15 protein-coding genes and 3 pseudogenes are annotated in these 15,254 nt (G+C 70.8%); 6 read left to right on the forward strand and 12 right to left on the reverse strand.

What is annotated here, in order from left to right:
• Nucleotides 1–42: 42 nt before the first annotated feature.
• The 5 genes from P1P75_RS21125 to P1P75_RS21145 form a co-directional block, all read right to left on the reverse strand.
• Nucleotides 43–342: an SHOCT domain-containing protein gene (locus P1P75_RS21125; protein WP_319257625.1), complete on the reverse strand. Its 300-nt coding sequence runs from the start codon at nt 340–342 to the stop codon at nt 43–45.
• A gap of 52 nt (nt 343–394) precedes the next feature.
• Entirely contained in the window at nt 395–847 is a 453-nt protein-coding gene (locus tag P1P75_RS21130) for a DUF6325 family protein (protein WP_319257627.1), read from the reverse strand.
• Between the two features lie 231 nt (nt 848–1,078).
• Entirely contained in the window at nt 1,079–2,464 is a 1,386-nt protein-coding gene (locus P1P75_RS21135) for an FAD-binding oxidoreductase (RefSeq protein WP_319257628.1), read from the reverse strand.
• An 85-nt stretch (nt 2,465–2,549) separates the two neighbouring features.
• Nucleotides 2,550–2,867, reverse strand: coding sequence for a hypothetical protein (locus tag P1P75_RS21140; protein WP_319257630.1), 318 nt, complete (start codon nt 2,865–2,867; stop codon nt 2,550–2,552).
• 41 nt (nt 2,868–2,908) lie between these two features.
• On the reverse strand, nt 2,909–3,268 hold the full coding sequence (locus tag P1P75_RS21145; RefSeq protein ID WP_319257632.1) for a hypothetical protein: 360 nt from the start codon (nt 3,266–3,268) through the stop codon (nt 2,909–2,911).
• An 18-nt stretch (nt 3,269–3,286) separates the two neighbouring features.
• Between P1P75_RS21145 and P1P75_RS21150 the strand changes: the two genes are divergently transcribed.
• Nucleotides 3,287–3,577 carry a hypothetical protein gene (locus P1P75_RS21150; protein WP_319257634.1) on the forward strand — a complete coding sequence of 97 codons (291 nt, stop codon included), beginning with the start codon at nt 3,287–3,289 and terminating at the stop codon, nt 3,575–3,577.
• 234 nt (nt 3,578–3,811) lie between these two features.
• On the forward strand, nt 3,812–4,822 hold the full coding sequence (locus P1P75_RS21155; RefSeq protein WP_319257636.1) for an enoyl-CoA hydratase/isomerase family protein: 1,011 nt from the start codon (nt 3,812–3,814) through the stop codon (nt 4,820–4,822).
• A 337-nt stretch (nt 4,823–5,159) separates the two neighbouring features.
• Here the strand turns inward: P1P75_RS21155 and P1P75_RS21160 are convergent, their stop codons facing one another.
• The 5 genes from P1P75_RS21160 to P1P75_RS21180 form a co-directional block, all read right to left on the reverse strand.
• The gene (locus tag P1P75_RS21160; RefSeq protein WP_319257638.1) at nt 5,160–6,173 is read right to left on the reverse strand and encodes an NADP-dependent oxidoreductase; all 1,014 of its coding nucleotides are present in this window, start codon (nt 6,171–6,173) and stop codon (nt 5,160–5,162) included.
• Nucleotides 6,174–6,947: 774 nt separating this feature from the next.
• The gene (locus P1P75_RS21165) at nt 6,948–7,514 is read right to left on the reverse strand and encodes a TetR/AcrR family transcriptional regulator (RefSeq protein WP_319257640.1); all 567 of its coding nucleotides are present in this window, start codon (nt 7,512–7,514) and stop codon (nt 6,948–6,950) included.
• Between the two features lie 272 nt (nt 7,515–7,786).
• Complete coding sequence (locus tag P1P75_RS21170) at nt 7,787–8,797, reverse strand: transporter (protein WP_319257641.1); 1,011 nt, start codon at nt 8,795–8,797, stop codon at nt 7,787–7,789.
• Nucleotides 8,794–9,690 carry an ABC transporter ATP-binding protein gene (locus tag P1P75_RS21175; RefSeq protein ID WP_319257643.1) on the reverse strand — a complete coding sequence of 299 codons (897 nt, stop codon included), beginning with the start codon at nt 9,688–9,690 and terminating at the stop codon, nt 8,794–8,796. Before P1P75_RS21175 ends, P1P75_RS21170 begins: the two co-directional genes overlap by 4 nt.
• Nucleotides 9,687–10,091 carry a GntR family transcriptional regulator gene (locus tag P1P75_RS21180; protein ID WP_319257645.1) on the reverse strand — a complete coding sequence of 135 codons (405 nt, stop codon included), beginning with the start codon at nt 10,089–10,091 and terminating at the stop codon, nt 9,687–9,689. The genes P1P75_RS21175 and P1P75_RS21180 overlap by 4 nt, the downstream gene beginning before the upstream one ends.
• A 654-nt stretch (nt 10,092–10,745) precedes the next feature.
• On the opposite strand from P1P75_RS21180, the gene P1P75_RS21185 reads away from it, so the two are divergent.
• Complete coding sequence (locus tag P1P75_RS21185) at nt 10,746–11,537, forward strand: SDR family oxidoreductase (protein ID WP_319257647.1); 792 nt, start codon at nt 10,746–10,748, stop codon at nt 11,535–11,537.
• 308 nt (nt 11,538–11,845) lie between these two features.
• A pseudogene (locus P1P75_RS21190) lies at nt 11,846–12,908 on the forward strand (alkene reductase).
• Nucleotides 12,909–13,140: 232 nt separating this feature from the next.
• Here the strand turns inward: P1P75_RS21190 and P1P75_RS21195 are convergent.
• Nucleotides 13,141–13,305 (reverse strand): WD40 repeat domain-containing protein, encoded by a 165-nt coding sequence (locus tag P1P75_RS21195; RefSeq protein WP_319257649.1) that lies wholly within the window; start codon nt 13,303–13,305, stop codon nt 13,141–13,143.
• 6 nt (nt 13,306–13,311) lie between these two features.
• Nucleotides 13,312–13,368: pseudogene (locus P1P75_RS42065) on the reverse strand (hypothetical protein); the annotation flags it as partial.
• A gap of 501 nt (nt 13,369–13,869) precedes the next feature.
• Between P1P75_RS42065 and P1P75_RS21200 the strand changes: the two are divergent.
• Together P1P75_RS21200 and P1P75_RS21205 are read left to right on the forward strand one after the other, a co-directional pair.
• Entirely contained in the window at nt 13,870–14,379 is a 510-nt protein-coding gene (locus P1P75_RS21200; RefSeq protein ID WP_319257651.1) for a helix-turn-helix domain-containing protein, read from the forward strand.
• A 431-nt stretch (nt 14,380–14,810) separates the two neighbouring features.
• Nucleotides 14,811–15,187 (forward strand): annotated as a pseudogene (locus P1P75_RS21205) (rhodanese-like domain-containing protein).
• Nucleotides 15,188–15,254: the final 67 nt, after the last annotated feature.

The raw sequence follows: 15,254 nt of genomic DNA on the forward strand, positions 1-15,254 counted from the left end.
GCGCGATGAGGATCCGATCGGACGGGGAGGAGTGGCGTCCGCTCAGAGTTCCAGGATGCGGCCCTTCTGGGCCGCGAACTCGGCCTCGGACAGGATTCCTTGCTCCTTGAGCAGCGCGAGCTCCTTCAACTGGGAGATCTTCGTGTCCATCGACGCCGCGGCCGCAGGCTCGGGTGAGGGCGCGGGGGCGGCGTAGGCCTGCTGGGTCGGCGCCGTGGCGGGCTGCTCGTAGTCCTGCTGCGCCCATCGGCCGGCCTGGCGTCGTGACACGCGGTTGGATACGGCGGTGGCGGTACCGGAGATGACTGCGGTGCGGGCGACCCCGCGGAGTAGACCGGGCATGGCAGCTGTCCTTGTCGTCGGTCGGGCGTCGGCCGCTAGGCCCTGACAGGGCCTAGGAGGAGGACCGGGCCTCGGCGGCCTCCAGAGTGAGCAGGAGGTCCTCGGTCGGGATCCTGCCGTTGGCCACCATCCTGGCTCCGCTGCGGCGCAGGGCCGCTGCCAGCGGTGCGGCCCACAGGTTCTCGTACACGATGACGCCCGCGGAGTTGCCGGGTTCGAGTACGGCGGCGGCCTCCTCCAGGTCGTCGTCGCCGAGCAGGCCCGAGGAGGCGCCCTCGAACACGGACAGGTCGAGCTGCCCGTCGCCGTCCATGTCGGCGAGCTTGAGCGCTCTGACCGAGCCGTCCTCGTCCTTGCGGACGAAGGACAGGTCCAGGACCCGGATGATGTGCCGGTCGACGAGGTCGAGCAGGAGAGGCAGGCCTTCGCCGGTCATGCGGTTACCGGGGAACTCCAGGATCAGGTAGTCGACAGGCCCCATCTCGGAGAGTTCGTCGACGCTCATACCGACTCCTCGCCTGGCGGTCCGTCGCCTTCGACGGTCCGCCGCCTTCGGTGGTGCGCCGGCCGAGTCCTGCCGACCGCGCTCATTGCCGCCTCCCATTCCAACACCGCGGGACCTCGCACGCACCTTCGGGACGGACGGCTGCGGGCCACCGCCGGCCGGCGGGTTCGCAAACGGGTCCGTCGATCCGCCGGAAGCGGAGGCAAGGCCTCGGGTCGTGTCCTTGGCGGGCTACGCGGTGCGGACGGAGTGGCCGAAGCGGAGCAGGTTCTGGGGGTCGTAGGCCGTCTTGTCCGCGCACAGACGTGAGTACACCTCCGGGGTCCAGGCGCGGGCCCGGTCGGTGTCGTCGCCGGGGCGGCCGTGGAGGTTGACCATGGTGCGGCCGGTTCCGTAGGGCAGCAGCGCGGTGTACAGGGCGACAGTGGCGGCCTCCACGGACCGGGCGGCGTCCGGGTCCGGCAGGACACCTACCGACTCCGCCAGGAAGCTGGCGTCACGGGCGCAGATCGCGTCCCCCGTGGGGCCGGGCCGGGCCAGCGCGCCGCCCATGTGCCGCAGCCCGACCAGCAGCAGCGGGTAGTCGGGTGCCGCCGCTGGGCCGCACTGGCCGAGGAAGGCCGCGATCGCGTCCGGCGTCAGCTCGCGCAGCAGGGCGCACGACTCCCGTGCCGGGAGCGGCTCCTGCGGATCCATATGGATCGCGTCGACCTCTGTGTACGGCATGTCGTGCACGGTGTCGAGGACGACCGGCGCCGCCGCCCGTAGGGGGGCGAGAAGGGCGTCGCCCTCCGCCGGGTCGCCGGGCCAGGTGATGGCGACGCGGGCGAAGAAGCCGCCGCGCAGTGGCTCGGGGATCTCGGGCAGCGGCGGCATACGCAGCACGGTGAACGTGCTGCACATCCGCTCCGGGACCGTGCGTGTCCACTCTGCCCAGGCGGTCAGCAGGGCTCCGGCGTGTTCGCCGGGGCAGAAGACGCCGCCGCCGAGGACGCGGGACAGCGGGATCAGCTCGGTGACCATGTCGGTGACCACGCCGACGTTGCCCTTACCGCCGCGCAGGGCCCAGAACAGCTCAGGTTCCTCGGTGTCACTGGCCGTGCGCAGGGTGCCGTCGGGGGTGACGACGTGGAACGAGCGGACCATGTCCGCGGCGTAACCGTAGACCCGGCCCAGCACCGGCAGGCCTCCGCCCACGGTGTAGCCGACGGCTCCGGCATCGGTCGAGGTGCCGTTGAGGGCGGCGAGACCGTGCGGGGCCCCGGCATCCAGGACGTGCCGCCACTTCGCACCGGCGCAGATCGTCGCCCTGCGCGCGGCCGGGTCGATCCGGACGTCCGTCATGCGGGCGGTGCTGATCAGCAGACCGCTGTCGACGGGTGAGTTGGCCCCGTGGCCGGTGGCTTGCACGGCGACGGGCGTGCCGGTGGCGGCGGCCCAGCGCATCGCGGTCACCACGTCGCCGGTGTCGGTCGCCCCGACCACCACGTCCGGACTGTGCCGTATGGCCAGGTTGAAGCCGGTCAGTTCGGCGTCGTAGCCGTCGTCGCCGGGGTGCAGTACCGGCCCCTGGATCCGGGAGAGGGCGAACAGATCGGGGGCGTTGCTCGTAGTCATCACGTGCTCCGCGTGCTCCGCGCGTTCGGGAATGCTTCGGCTCCCAAGGGAGGCTTCGGCTCCGAAAGGAGGGCAGCGGCTGCGGTCAGACGTCGGTGGGAGCGGCGGGTGAGAGGCCGTCGGTTTCCGGGGGTCGCTCCGCGCTGTCCGCGCGGGGCCCGATGCGGGCGTCATCTCCCATCATGGCCCCGCCAACGGCGCGGCGCACGTGGGTGGGCGGCAGGGCGACCGTCGGCACAACCGTGCCGCGCTCGTCGGCGAGTGCCCCCGGCGACGGCCAGTCGCCGGCGCCAGTCGCCCCGCCCGTCGTCCGGTGGCCGGTCCGGCGCGCCTCCACGCGGGGGCGCACACTCGCGGCCGCACGGACCGCCGTCGTCGAGCCGGGTGCGATGTCCGCACGCACCGTGCGGTGGGTGGCTGCCGGACACGGACGGGCCGTGCCCGTCAGGGCGTGAACGTGAGGGCGTTCTTGATTCCCTGTGCCAGCGTCTCATCGGCGAGCCGGCGGTCGGACAGGGCGCGGGACAGCTGCACCGTCCCCACCAGCATGCTGGAAAGTCCGATGGCCTTGCCTCGGGCCGCCCGCGGATCCTCCGGCGCCGGGCGAGCGGCGATCGCGTCGATGAGGGCCCGCGCACCGTCCGTGTAGGCCCGCTTGGTGCCGTCCTGGCGGCCGGTCTCGTCGAGCAGCGCGGCGGAGGGGCATCCGGCGCCGGGGTGGCCCCGGTGCCCGGCCGACAGGCCTGCCCGAACGAGGTCCTCCGGTCCGGGGCGACCCGGCTGAAAGGTGCGGCACCGCGCCATCTGGGCGCGCAGTTGGACATGATCATCCGCGGCGGCTTCAACCTCTGTCCGCGGGAGATCGACGAGCGAGACCGCGCGGTGCTCTTGGAGCACCCCGCGGTCTCGCTCGTCGCCGTCATCGGCGTACCGCGCGACTCCCACGGCGAGGAGATCAAGGCCGTGGTGGTGAAGAAGGCCGGGAACAAAACGACCGAGGCGGAGCTCCCCGCCTGGGCGAAGGAGCGGCCTCGCCGCGTACACGTACCGCGCGTCGTCCAGTTCGTCGACGGTAAACTCACGTGGCCGTGGATGCGTTCCGGCCCTGTGTAAGGATCTTGGATCTTCAGGTGCTCACCCCCGAGCCCACGGCACCGACAAGGACGAGAGGTTTCCCCTGCCGCCCCTCATGGCCGAGCAGGCGCTCGCGTCCGAATCCCCAGCCGGTAACCCGTCGTCCCCACCGTGGACGAGATCAAGGATGCCAGGCGCGCACATCCACGCCTGGCACCCGCCGAGTGAGGAACATGATGGCCACGACAGCCGACTACGCGCGGATGGCGACCGATGACTGACGCCGCCGCGGCCGAGATTCTCGCCGACGTCCATCGCGGCGTCGGCCGCGTCCTGTTGAACCGGCCCAAGGCGCTCAACGCCCTGACCACGGACATGGTCGCCGCCATCGACGGGGTGCTCGCCGGGTGGGAGCACACGCCGCTGTCCGCCGTGGTGCTCGCCAGTACCGGCGCGAAGGCCTTCTGTGCCGGTGGAGACATCCGCACGATCCGCGAGCACAGCCTGGCCGGGGACGCCGAGGCCAGTGAGCGCTTCTTCGCCTCCGAGTACCGGCTCAACGCCCGGATCGCCGAACATCCCGTGCCGGTGGTCTCGCTCATCGACGGCCTGTGCATGGGCGGCGGTCTCGGTCTGTCCGTCCACGGCGGCTTCCGCGTCGTCACCGAGCGCGCGGTGCTGGCCATGCCCGAGACCGGGATCGGATTCTTCCCGGACGTCGGGGCCAGCTACTTCCTGCCGAGGCTGCCCGGCGCGGTCGGCATGTACCTGGGACTGACCGGGCACCGGCTCGACGCGGCCGACGCCCTGTACACGGGACTGGCCACGCACTTCGTCCCCGCGGACAGGCTCGACGCGGTCAGGGATGCCCTGGCCGACAGCCCCGGCGACCCGGTGGACGTGGTCCTGAACCGCCTCGCCGGCCGTTCCCCGGTCGAGGAGAGCGGGCTGGCGCAGGTACGTGGCGAGGTGGACTGGGCGTTCGGCGCGCCGACCCTCGGCGAGATCGAGAAACGACTGCGCCACCTCGACTCGCCCTGGGCGGCAGCCGCGTCGCTCGCCCTGGAGTCCGCCTCGCCGCAGAGCCTGGAGATCACTCACGCCCTGCTCGCCGGGGGCAGGCAGCGCACATTGCGCGAGTGTCTCGCCACCGAACTCGCCCTCACGCGCGCGACGGTTCGCACGCCGGACTTCCTGGAGGGCGTCCGCGCGGCCCTGGTCGACAAGGACCGCGCTCCCGCCTGGCGACGAGCGTCGCCCGGCGGCCCGACGCTGCCGTCCTGAGCATGTACGCCGTCAGCATGTCCGCTGTGAGCCAGGGCATCGCCTCGGCATAGGGGGCCGGCTGGTTCACGCAGGTGTGGCGGTCCGTCCGCCGGGATCCGTCCCGACCCCGCGACGGTGGCGAAGCCTGACCACCGCTCGGGCCGGAGGGGAACCGTATGGCGCGCGGTGTGGCGAGCAGGCGTACGGCGTGCAGTGGGGCGAGCAGGCGTGCGCAACGGCACGGGGACGCCTGTCGCGGCGGTTCCGCGCGACCGTGGTCGCCCTTGGATCGCACACCGGTGTCGGCGGCCCCTCACGTGACCGCGGCGGACGGAGATCTGTGACCGGCACGGTCTCAGTCGTTGCCGGGCACCATCGAGACCACGACCTTCCCGGCCTTGGTGCGGCCCTGCTCGACGTGCGCCATCGCTTCAAGTGTCCTGTCGAACGGGAAGGTGCTGTCGATGACCGGACGGAGCTTGCCGTTGTCGTAGAGGGCACCGAGTTCGCGGAGCTGGGAGCCACTGGCCTCCATGAAGAAGAACTGGTAGCGCACGCCCAGTGCCTTCGCCTGCTTGCGGACCTTACGGCTGAGGAAGTTCATCACCGCAGCGATGAACGAGGGGGCGCCGAGCTGCTTGGCGAAGCCGGTGTCCGGCGGGCCGACGACGCTGATGGCCAGGCCGCCCGGCTTCAGCACGGTCAGCGACTTCTCGAGGTTCGCTCCGCCCAGGGAGTCCAGCACCAGGTCGTAGCCGGACAGCACCTGCGAGAAGTCCTCCTTGGTGTAGTCGACGACGACGTCGGCACCGAGGCTCCGGACCAGCTTCTCGCTGCGCGTGTTCGCGGTCGTGGCCACGGTGGCGCCGAGGTGCTTGGCGAGCTGGATGACCGTCGAGCCGAGGCCACCCGCACCGGCGTGGACGAGCACCTTCTGGCCGGGTTTGACGTCGGCACGGTCGACGAGAACCTGCCAGGCGGCCAGGGCCACCAGCGGCACTGCGGCTGCCTCCTGGAGGGTGAGGGAGGACGGCTTGGGTGCGACGTCGTCCATGTCGATCGCGATGAACTCCGCGAAGCCTCCGATCCGAAGGTCGCGAGGACGGGCGTAGACCTCGTCGCCGACCTCGAAGCCGTGTACGGCGGGGCCGACCCGGGTCACGACGCCGGCCACGTCGTGGCCGAGCGCGAACGGAAGCTTGTACTTGAGGAGCTGTTTGAACTCCCCGTTCCGGACCATTTTGTCCAGCGGGTTGATGCTGGAGGCGCTCACTCTGACCAGGACGTCACGGTCTCCGACGGTGGGTTCGGGTACCTCCGTGGCGCGCGCGCCGTCCTTGCCGTACTTCTCGACGACGAATGCCTTCATGTCGGCCGCCTTTCTGGGTGGGTGGTGCGGTGGTCGATGCCGATTCCTCGCGCAGGTTCCCCTGCGCACCCGTTTCTGGTGTGCGGCCGGGTTGACGTGCTGGCGACGACGCTACTTCCTGAGTATGTAAAAGTAAACTCAGATGAGGTTGGGGTCACCCGCACGGAGGGCAGACCCGGCGCTTCTCAGGGTGCCGACAGCCGCCCCGATCGGTACACGTCCAGCTGCTCGATCGGCTCGTCCCGCTTCGGCGGCCGCGAACGTGTCCTCTGCCGTCCTTGCAGCCTCCTCGCGGCGAGGCCTCCGGTGCTCGCGGTGTGGGCGGCGGGGCTTGGCGGGACTGTCGCAGCGGGGTGGGGGAGTACCGGTTCGGTTGCGGGAGGGGGGCGGTCCGTGAAGCGCGGGGCGCGTGTGGCCGCGGCCCCGGCTGCGCCGCGCCGGATCTCGGCGGCGGGGAGGAGGCCGACGGCGTCCTGAGCGCCCCGGCGTGGCGATGTCTCCGTGTGCGGGTGGCCGGCTGTCGGCCGAGGCGGGTATGGCGCGGTCCGCCGTCTCGCGCAGTTGTCGGCCGACGCCACGGAGAGGCAGTGGCGGCAAGGTGGTCCGTGAGGGCGGGCCGGCCTGCTGAGCCCGAGCCCGAGGCCGAGCCCGAGCCCGAGCCCGAGCCCGAGCCCGAGCCCGAGCCCGAGCCCGAGCCCGAGGCTCGTCCAGTCGCCCGGCTCGGGAAGGAGGGTGCTGGGCCGTGGCAGTCGCACGGCCCGGCGGGTTTCCGGGTCAGGATCCGTGCGGTGCGGTCACGGCTTTGTGGGTCGACTCAAGGAGTTTGTCCGACAGTTCTGTGCCCGCCGTGGCCCGCGCGAGGAGGAGTGCCCCGACCAGGGTGGCCACCACGGAAAGGCCGTCGTCGGTGTCGGTCGCCATCCATGCGGCGAAGTGCTCCACTCCTGTCGCGTACGTCTCGCGCACCTCCTCGGCCGTGGGCTCGCGAGCCACGTCACCCGCGAATCCCGCGGTGGGACAACCTGTGCCGGGCTGGTCACGGTGCTCGGTCGACAGATAGAAGTCGACGAGGGCACCGCGCGCCGTGTCGTGATCACCGTGATCCGTATCGAATGACGCCAGGAGCAGGTCAAGGTCCCCGAAAGCGGCTTGAGCCGCCTCGGCGACCAGGGCCTCCTTGGAGGCGAACTGCTTGTAGAAGCCGCCCGTGGTCAGCCCGATGGACTTCATCAGATCGGCGACGCTGATGCCGTTCACGCCGCGCTCCCGAAAGAGCTGGGAGGCCGCGGCGACCGCGCGCCTGCGGTTCTCGATCGCTTGTGCTTGGGAAACGCGACTCATCAGTCACCTGCCCACGATAGATAGTGATGCGCATCTATCGTATCCGATGCGCCGGGCCACCGGTCGAGGCGACTCGGTTCGCGACTTGGCCCGCACCCGGATCAGTGCCCGCACCCGGATCAGTGCCCGCACCCGAGTCAGTGCCCGCACCCGGATCAGTGCCAGCATCCGAGTCAGTGCCTGGGCACGCCGCGAGGGGCGGCCGGACGTTCCCGGCTGCCCCTCGCACCTGTTCCAGTGGTCCGGCGTTGCGCTGCGGATCCGCTGCCTGGTCAGGTCAGCCGGCGGCGGATCCACCAGGCGCAGAGCCCGGTCAGGGCCAGGGTGAGGCCGAGGTAGAGCCCGGTCTCGGCCCATTGAAGAGCCCAGAAGTTGCCGGCGGGCTGGTACGTCACCTGCTGCTCGTAGCCCAGGGCGCCGAGGTCGGCGACACAGCGGTCGACCTGCTGCAGGGCGGGCGGGCCCGACTCGGTGCGCAGGCATTCGGCGAAGGACGACGGCACAGGGGCCGGCTGACCGGCGGCGTTCAGGGTCTGCTGGGAGGTGACCCATGCCCCGGGCACTTCTTCGAGGTGCGCGACGATCTGCCTGGCGCCGTCCTGGATGCTGATGGGGGCGCCGTCGGCCTCGATCGGCACGATGGTCCGGTCCGCGGCGGCCAGGTGGGCCCGGATCCACATCGGCACGACGATCTGGACGGCGGCGTAGAGGGCTAACGTGGTGGCCATCGCGGGCAGCGTGCGGCGGATGACGAGGCCGAGGGCGACGCCCAGGACGAAGGCGAAGGCGGCATGGGCCATGGGGACGACACCCCGTGCGGCGAAGGCCACGGGGTCGAGTCGCGGGAAGTACGTGTCCGTCGCGCCACCGCCGTTGACAGCCCGGTCGATGGGGCTGCTCCACCAGCTCACGGCGAGGCTGGTCAGTCCGGCAGCGGTCATGGAGGCCGCCGCACCAAGGCCCAGCTTGGTCGCCAGCCAGCGGGTGCGGGTGACGCCCTGGTTCCACGCGAGGTAGTGGGTGCCGGTCTCCAGTTCACGGGAGATCAGCGGCGCGCCCCAGAACATCCCGATGACCGCCGGCACGGCGAGCACGACCAGCAGTCCGGTGTAGTAGAGGGTCTGGTCCGAACTGGAGACCCGGTCCACCAGGCTGCTGCCGGTCGTCCGGTAGAGGTCGGCCAGCTGCGGGCCAGTGACCGCCAGCGTGGCGGCGAGGGCGGCCACCGCGGCGAACATCACGGCGGCCGGGGTGCGGAACTGGCGCCAGGTCAGCCAGATCATCGGAGTACCTCCAGTGCGGGCCGGGTGTCACGTACCGCATCGGCGGGCCGGGTCATATAGGCCAGGACGATGTCTTCCAGACCGAGCGGGCTGACGGTCCAGGACGGATCGTGGACCGCCGTGTCGGTGCGCACCAGGAGGGTGGTCTGCCGTTCGGTGTGGCTGGCGGTGATGACGTGCTGACCAGCCGGGAGAGTGCCCGGGTCCCGGCGTGGACCGGTGAGCCGGTGGTGGCAGGCGACAAGGTCGTCGATGTCGCCGGCCACCTGCACCCGGGAGTCGACCAGGACGATGAGGTAGTCACAGGCCCGCTCCACGTCGGAGACCAGGTGGGAGGAGAGCACGACGCTCAGCTCGTGCTCGGCAACGGCCTCCATCAGGTCCTGCATGAACTCCCTGCGGGCAAGGGGGTCGAGGGCGGCGACCGGCTCGTCCAGGACGAGCAGTTCCGGGCGCTTGGCGATGCCCAGGGTGAGGGCGAGCTGCGCGCGCTGCCCGCCGGACAGTTTGCCGGCCTTCTGTTTGAGGTCCAGGCCGAGCCGCCGGATCCGCTCGCGGGCCAGGACGTCGTCCCAGCCGGGGTTGAGGCGGGCACCCAGCCGCAGGTGATCGGTGATGCTCAAGGCGGCATAGGTCGGGGTGTCCTGGGCGACGAAGCCGACCTTGGCCAGTTGCTCGGGGCCGCTGGCGGGACGGCCGCCGCACACCTCGATGGTGCCGGTGGTCGGGGTCAGCATCCCGGAGGCCAGGTTCAACAGCGTGGATTTGCCCGCCCCATTGGGCCCGACCAGCCCGACGACCCGCCCGGCGGGCACGTCCAGATCGCAGTTCTGCAGCGCCCAGCGCTGCTTGTATCTCTTGCCCAGGGCCTGTGCCCGTAATACGGCGTTCACGCTACGTCCTCTCCGGCGGCGGTGTGAAAGGTGGTCATGAACAGGGCCTCGATGGACTCCTCGCCGAGGCCGGCCAGGCGGGCCTTGGCGAGCCACCGCCGCAGCTCCTTCTGGAGCGGGCCGTGCGCGGCGAGCGAAGCGTCGGCCAGCGTCCGGGTCACGAACGTCCCCACTCCCGGCCGGGCGGCCACCAGGCCCTCGTGCTCCAACTCCCGGTACGCCTTGAGCACGGTGTTCGGATTGACCGCCATCTGCCGGGCCACCTCCTTGACCGTGGGGAGCCGATCCCCCTCATTGAGCAGGCCCAGCCTCAGCGCGTGGCGCACCTGCTGGACCAGCTGCTGGTACGGAGACAGGCCGGACCGGCTGTTCAGGTGGAACTCAATCACCAGTTCCTCCATTTATCTAGTTGCCTAGTACTTTAGCCTGCTCATGTGATGCTCGGTCAACGGGAAAGGTGCGGCAGCGGCCGAAACCGATGGCGCGACGGTGCGGGAGAGCAGTGAGACCCAGTGAGACCCTTGGTGCCCGGCGGACGGCGAAAGGCGAACGGCGAACGGTCCTGACGGTGGTGTCGAGGTACTTCCTTGCCCGGGGCGCCGGCTGGTTCCTGGTGCAGGGGGAGTCGGCCCGGACGACGGTGATCTCCGGGTGCGGCAGGGTGAACCTGACCGGTGATCCCCGTGCCGCGACGTTCTCGGGCCGCGGCGTCTGTGGCCACGACCAGGAGGACGAGGCCGGGGACGTCGCGGATGAGGTGTCTCTTCCGGCCGCCGATCAACTTTCCGTCATCCCGCCCTCGCGTGCCTCGCTGACGGTCGGCCTCGGCGGCCTTGACGCTCCGCGAGCCGACGATCGCCGACGCCGCGCGAGGTGTCTTCCCGCCGGCCGGGCGGACCCGTATCCCGCATCCCCTCTGCTGGAGGAGCGGTCTCTGTTCGTGGCCGGTGGCCGGTGGCGAGGCGTTGACTGAAGCCGGTTAGATAGTTATCGTAATCTAAACGAGGAGGCCGCTTCGGCCCTGCTCACTCGCAGACCAGAAATGAGATCCACCCATGACCACGCAGAACAAGACCGCTGTCGTCACCGGCGCGTCCGCCGGCCTGGGAACCGCCTACGCGCAGCGGCTTGCCGACCGTGGCTACGACCTGATCCTGGTGGCGCGCAACACCGCGCGGCTGGAGACACTGGCGTCGGACATCCGCAGCCGCACCGGCCGCACGGTGGACATCGTCACCGCCGACCTCACCGACGCGGCACAGATCTCCGTGGTCGAGGAGCGGCTGCGGACCGACGAGAGCATCGAGGTGCTGATCAACAATGCCGGCGGTGCGCTGCTCACCCCGCTGACCGGCTCCGACGCGGCGGCCTACGAGGCGCTGGTCAATCTCAATGTGACAGCGCTGACCAGGCTGACCATCGCGGTCCTGCCGGGGCTGACGGCCCGTGGGCACGGCACCGTGGTGAACATCTCCTCTGCCATGGCTCTCAACATCCTGCCCGTCAGCGCCGTCTACAGCGGCACCAAGAGCTACGTGCTGACATTCACCCAGGCTCTGCAGCAGGAACTCGCCGAGAGCCCCGTCACCGTCCAGGCCGTGTTGCCGGGCGCTGTCCGTACCGACCTCTGGGACGGCTCCGGCGTCGACCTCGAGGCGTTCCCCGACGAGTGGGTCATGAACGTGGACGACGCCGTCGACGCCGCGCTCGCCGGCCTCGACGCGGGGGAGCCCGTCACCATCCTGTCGCTGCCGGACATCAGCGACTGGGAGTCGTACGAGAAGGCACGTCAGGCGCTCGTCCCGAACCTGTCGCAGAAGGTCCCGGCCGCTCGCTACCGCGGCTGACCGCTACCGCTGCTCCGGCTCCGGTGCCGTTCACCTTGTGACGACGGCCTCTGTACGACGGCCACTTGGTACTGCGGCCGCTCGCACGCAGCGGCTTCTTGGGGCAACGCCCCGGCCGCTGCCTCCTCCCCATGCACAAGCAGCCGGGTCCCAGCACCGCCCATGGCAGCGGTGATGTGCACGGCATGCCCGTCCCGTCGTCCATGGTGGAAGACCATCGGGCCCGTCCGGGCCGGTCACCGCGTACGTGCCACTCCCGCCGGCCCGGCCTGTCCCAGCTCTCTCACCCTTTATCCAAGGAAACATCCATGCTGAACGCCCTGTGGAACCCGATCGTCGCCGGAGAGATCTCCCTGCCACACAGGCTGGCGATGGCGCCCATGACGCGGGACCGGTCCACCCCGGAAGGCGTGCCGACCGAGCTGAACGCCGAGTACTACGCCCAGCGCGCCTCCCACTCCTTCATCATCACCGAAGGCACGCAGCCCAACGCCGACGGGCAGGGCTACATCCTCACCCCCGGTATCCACTCCGAGGAGCACATTGCCGGCTGGCGCACGGTCACCGACGCCGTGCACAAGGCCGACGGACGCATCGTCATCCAGCTCATGCACGCCGGTCGGATGTCCCACCCGGACAACACCCCTCACCACCGGCAGCCGGTGGCCCCCTCCCCGGTCCGGCCGGCGGGCACCATGTTCACCCCCACGGGTCCTCAGGAGATGCCGGTACCGCGCGAGTTGTCCACCGAGGAGGTCGCCGCGACGGTCCAGGACTTCCGGCGCGCCGCGGCAGCCGCCATCGCGGCCGGCGCCGACGGCGTCGAGATCCACGGCGCCAACGGCTACCTCGTGCACCAGTTCCTCGCCGACAACACCAACCAGCGCACCGACCGGTACGGCGGCTCCATCGACAACCGCATCCGTTTCGCCGTCGAGGTCGCCACCGCCGTGGCCGAGGAGATCGGCGCCGGCCGCACCGGCTTCCGGATCTCGCCCGGAAACCCGTTCAACGACATCGCGGAGAGCGACACCCACGAGTTGCACCCCGCGCTCGTGCGCGCCCTCGCCCCGCTCGACCTCGCCTACCTGCACATCGGCCACGGCGGCGACGACGAACTCCTGCACACCCTCCGCAAGCTGTGGCCCAACACCTTGGTCCTCAACCGGGCCGGCACCGACATCGCCACCCCGCGCCAAGGACATCGAGGACGGCCTGGCCGATGTCGTCACCGTCGGCGTGATGGCACTCGCCAACCCCGACCTGGTCGAGCGCGTACGCACCGACGCGCCCCTGAACACCCCCGACCCCGCCACCTTCTACGGCGGCGGCGAGGCCGGCTACACGGACTACCCCACCTACGCTGCCTGAACGCCCCCGGCGACACCGGTCCTGGCGGGCCGGTGTGTCCGGATGACCCATGGAGCCCCGGTCCGGCAGGTGACGGTCGGGGCGGCCGGCCATGAGGGCGCTTCAGCAGTACGCGTCTTGCCGCGCGCGACCCGGGCTCCCCTCCTTGCGGGCCGGCGTCGAGGACCCCGTGGCCGGCACCGGCCTTTCGGTCCGGGGCACAGCCGGGCCCTCCGCCGTCCGCAAGTTCAGTTCACCTGTGGAACATCACGTATCCCGCGTCCGGCACCGAGACCGTGCCGTCCTCGCCGGCTGCCGTGATCCGGGTGCCGTCCGGGCTGAACACCGGCGTCCACACCTCGCCGTCGCGGCCGCGCAGCACCACCGGGTCTCGCAGCGTCGTGCCGTACCGCCACACCCGTATCGCGCCGTCGCCGCCGCTGGTGGCGAGGCACCGGCCGTCCGGACTGAACGAGACGCCGAGGACCTGCCCGCCTTGGTAGTCCGATCATCTGAGCAGCTGCGCGTCGGGGGCGGGCCGGAACGATGATCGAGCTCATGATGATGAGGGGCGGCCGGTCGACAACCGTCTTGCCGCTGTCCCCGTGCCGGGATGGCGGCAAAAAGGTGTCGACCGGCCGTTTCCGGGCGTCCGTGCGGGTGCAGGCGGTCTTCACGGGGCACTGCCGGCAATCGTCCGGGAGGACTGGACGGTGACGCAGGGTGCGAGGGGTGGCGGCGTCGGCCATCGGCGGCTCACCTTGTCCTGCGGGCAGGTGACCTCCTTCGCAATCCAGTTGCTCGAGAAGGCCTCGCGGTGGAACACGGTGCCCTTGCGGGGCTGGGCTGCCGGGTGCTCCTGGCCCTGATCGGTCCGACGAGGCCCAGCTCGAAGCCGTCCACCGCTGGGGGCCGACGCAGCCCCAAGACCCGGGAAAGCTGAGTATGTAATAGTAAACTTAAGCTCGGTTAGGATCGCTCCATGGATGCGTGGACCGAAATTCTTCAAGACACCGGCATGGACCCCCGCCTCGACCGGGACGTGTCCAACTGCTCGATCGCGCGGACTCTCGAGATCGTGGGTGAGAAGTGGACGATCCTCATCCTGCGCGAGGTGTGGTACGGATCATCCCGGTTCGGTGACTTCGAACGTGTCCTGGGCTGTCCTCGTAACCTGCTGGCGGCGCGGCTTCGGATGCTGGTGGAGGAAGGGATCCTGGCGACCGAGACGTACAAGGAGCCCGGTGCGCGGAGCCGGCCGAAGTATGTGATCACCGCAAAGGGCATGGATCTGGTGCCGGCCGTGATGGGGCTGCTGCAGTGGGGCGACCGGTACCGCGCCGACCCGCAAGGGCCGGCGGTACTGGCGCGACACCGTGAGTGCGGTGCGCGCGTCGACGTCGAGATCCGTTGCGAGCAAGGCCACCCCGTGCAGGTGAAGGACATCGAGAGCGTCCCCGGCCCGGCCTTTCGTATGCGTTCGCCTGAGTGAGCTGAGGACGCCACCGTCAGCCTTCCGCCATCCGGCCCGTTGTGTCGCGTCGGTGGAGAACCACTCCTGAAGGGGCGCTCCGGAGACCGGGCGGCCTGACGGGCCGGCTCCGGGAGGCCAACGTGCTCGTACCGGGGGCCGGGCCTCGAAGTGGACGGGGAGGGTGTCGGCGAGGTCGGGCGCGGGCCGTCCGCCGTGTGGATCCGCAGGTCGGGTGCTGCCACGACTCCAGCTGATGCTCGCGTGAGGAACTCCGCGGCTTCACAGCCGGTGGCGCAGAGGTGGTCGCGCCGGGCGCCGGGCTGGACCTGGTGTGGGCCGACGTGTGCGATGGCCGCCGCGCAACCGCAAGCCGGTTCGTGGTCGTCGTCCGGTGCGGCCGTCCCGAGGCAGCCTCGGCGCCTCCTCATGCTGGGACCTACCTATACCCCATGTTCTTGTTCCGTCGTGGCCCGAAGCGGGTCACCGTCCAGCAGGCGGCCGAGCGGACCGGCGCCGAGGGTGACGCCGTCCTGCTGGACGTGCGGGAGCAGCAGGAATGGCAGGTCGGCCACGCGCCGCACGCCGTCCACCTGCCGCTGACCATGCCGGCCGCCGGTGCCGCACTGCCGGATGTCGCACAGGGGCGCCGCCTCATGGTGGTCTGCCGGTCGGGAGGCCGGTCCCGCCGAGCCGCTGTTCTCCTCGCGGGACGCGGGACGCGGGACGCGGGGCCGACGTCGTCGACGTGACCGGCGGCATGCAGGCGTGGGCCGCGGGCGGCCTGCCCGTGGTCGAGCGGAGTGGCAGGGCCGGCTCGACAGCGTGACCCCCCTGCTCAACGCCCTGGCCACCGGCGCCGTCGTCGGGCAGGTGCTCGGGGCGCTGGGCGGGGG

Origin of the sequence: Streptomyces sp. ID05-39B (genome assembly GCF_033794725.1) — a bacterium.
Taxonomy (GTDB): domain Bacteria; phylum Actinomycetota; class Actinomycetes; order Streptomycetales; family Streptomycetaceae; genus Streptomyces; species Streptomyces bobili.

Bases quoted from the DNA above. Each gene is read 5' to 3' on its own strand.
- P1P75_RS21125 (WP_319257625.1), bottom strand. From the start codon at position 342: ATGCCCGGTCTACTCCGCGGGGTCGCCCGCACCGCAGTCATCTCCGGT.
- P1P75_RS21130 (WP_319257627.1), bottom strand. From the start codon at position 847: ATGAGCGTCGACGAACTCTCCGAGATGGGGCCTGTCGACTACCTGATC.
- P1P75_RS21135 (WP_319257628.1), bottom strand. From the start codon at position 2,464: ATGACTACGAGCAACGCCCCCGATCTGTTCGCCCTCTCCCGGATCCAG.
- P1P75_RS21145 (WP_319257632.1), bottom strand. From the start codon at position 3,268: ATGGCGCGGTGCCGCACCTTTCAGCCGGGTCGCCCCGGACCGGAGGAC.
- P1P75_RS21150 (WP_319257634.1), top strand. From the start codon at position 3,287: ATGATCATCCGCGGCGGCTTCAACCTCTGTCCGCGGGAGATCGACGAG.
- P1P75_RS21155 (WP_319257636.1), top strand. From the start codon at position 3,812: ATGACTGACGCCGCCGCGGCCGAGATTCTCGCCGACGTCCATCGCGGC.
- P1P75_RS21160 (WP_319257638.1), bottom strand. From the start codon at position 6,173: ATGAAGGCATTCGTCGTCGAGAAGTACGGCAAGGACGGCGCGCGCGCC.
- P1P75_RS21165 (WP_319257640.1), bottom strand. From the start codon at position 7,514: ATGAGTCGCGTTTCCCAAGCACAAGCGATCGAGAACCGCAGGCGCGCG.
- P1P75_RS21170 (WP_319257641.1), bottom strand. From the start codon at position 8,797: ATGATCTGGCTGACCTGGCGCCAGTTCCGCACCCCGGCCGCCGTGATG.
- P1P75_RS21180 (WP_319257645.1), bottom strand. From the start codon at position 10,091: ATGGAGGAACTGGTGATTGAGTTCCACCTGAACAGCCGGTCCGGCCTG.
- P1P75_RS21185 (WP_319257647.1), top strand. From the start codon at position 10,746: ATGACCACGCAGAACAAGACCGCTGTCGTCACCGGCGCGTCCGCCGGC.
- P1P75_RS21200 (WP_319257651.1), top strand. From the start codon at position 13,870: ATGGATGCGTGGACCGAAATTCTTCAAGACACCGGCATGGACCCCCGC.